We start from the raw sequence: 973 nt of genomic DNA, 5'->3' as shown, positions 1-973 counted from the left end.
ATATTCCCAGTATTCGCGCGGCATCTCCCGCTCATCGAGGCCGATGTCGCGTCTCAGGTAATCGTCCTGAGGCGGCAGAAGGCGGCGCCGGTTTCGCAACGGCGAAAGCAGCGCCGACAAGGCCCGTCGCATGAAGCCGCGCCGTGGCGGGAGGTAATCCGCCGCGGCGGGTACACTCTCGCTGTCCGGCACGGCGTCAGGTCCGCCGGCGACGGGTATGGTCTGCCCGACACGGTCTTCCCCGTCAGCGATAAAAGTAGGGGTCGAGGACCCGCACCTCCGTGATCTTATCGACAGGAAGCGCATTCTTTTGCGCGGTGCTGCGGATCGCCTCCGGCGAGGGCGCGTCGTAGATGCAGAAGCTCTTGCCCTTGTCGGGCGAGACGAAGGATTGCACCCAGGTGACGCCTTTCTCGGCGTTGCGGGCGATGACGCCGCCCATCGCGGTGGCGCCGGCATCGTTCATCGGCACATGCAGGCCCTCCGGGAAGGTGCGTTCAACGAGATAACGTGGCACGATCGTCTTTCCTTTCGTGATTGGATTGCAAGTTTCCACGCAATTCCGGACGGAAGGCCACGGCGAAGTCGCCGAGCCAACCGCTACGCAGTTTTCCCGGAATTGCTCCGTGCTCGTTTCGAGCAAGGCGGATACCACCATTTCGGGAAAGGCCATGCATCGGAGCCATTCCCCATATTGCCCGGGACGATTCCCTATCTTTGGGACGTTTTATGTGGAAGATGGCACTTGAATGTGTGGAAAGTCACATTTTAGGACTGTCTCCCACGCTATCGCGGCGGCGATCCGCCACGATGGAATTTCAATTTCGCGAGAGAGCGATGATGCTTCTGGAACGGCAGCCGCAGCTGCAGCAGATGGATGCCCTGTTGGCGGACGCAATCGGGGGCCGCGGCCGCATCGTGGTCGTCTTGGGCGAGGCCGGCGCCGGCCTCGCCCAAGACGACCACGATCTGT

1 protein-coding gene is annotated in these 973 nt (G+C 62.1%); it reads right to left on the bottom strand.

Translation table 11 applies throughout. The annotated features are described in order from the left end of the window. Nucleotides 1–244: 244 nt before the first annotated feature. On the bottom strand, nt 245–517 hold the full coding sequence (locus EOA27_RS38005; protein ID WP_126081070.1) for a DUF4242 domain-containing protein: 273 nt from the start codon (nt 515–517) through the stop codon (nt 245–247). Nucleotides 518–973: the final 456 nt, after the last annotated feature.

The organism is Mesorhizobium sp. M2A.F.Ca.ET.037.01.1.1 (assembly GCF_003998075.1).
Lineage (GTDB): Bacteria > Pseudomonadota > Alphaproteobacteria > Rhizobiales > Rhizobiaceae > Mesorhizobium.
The sequence above is the reverse complement of the archived record's forward strand: the minus strand, read 5'-3'. Positions and strand labels throughout refer to the sequence as shown.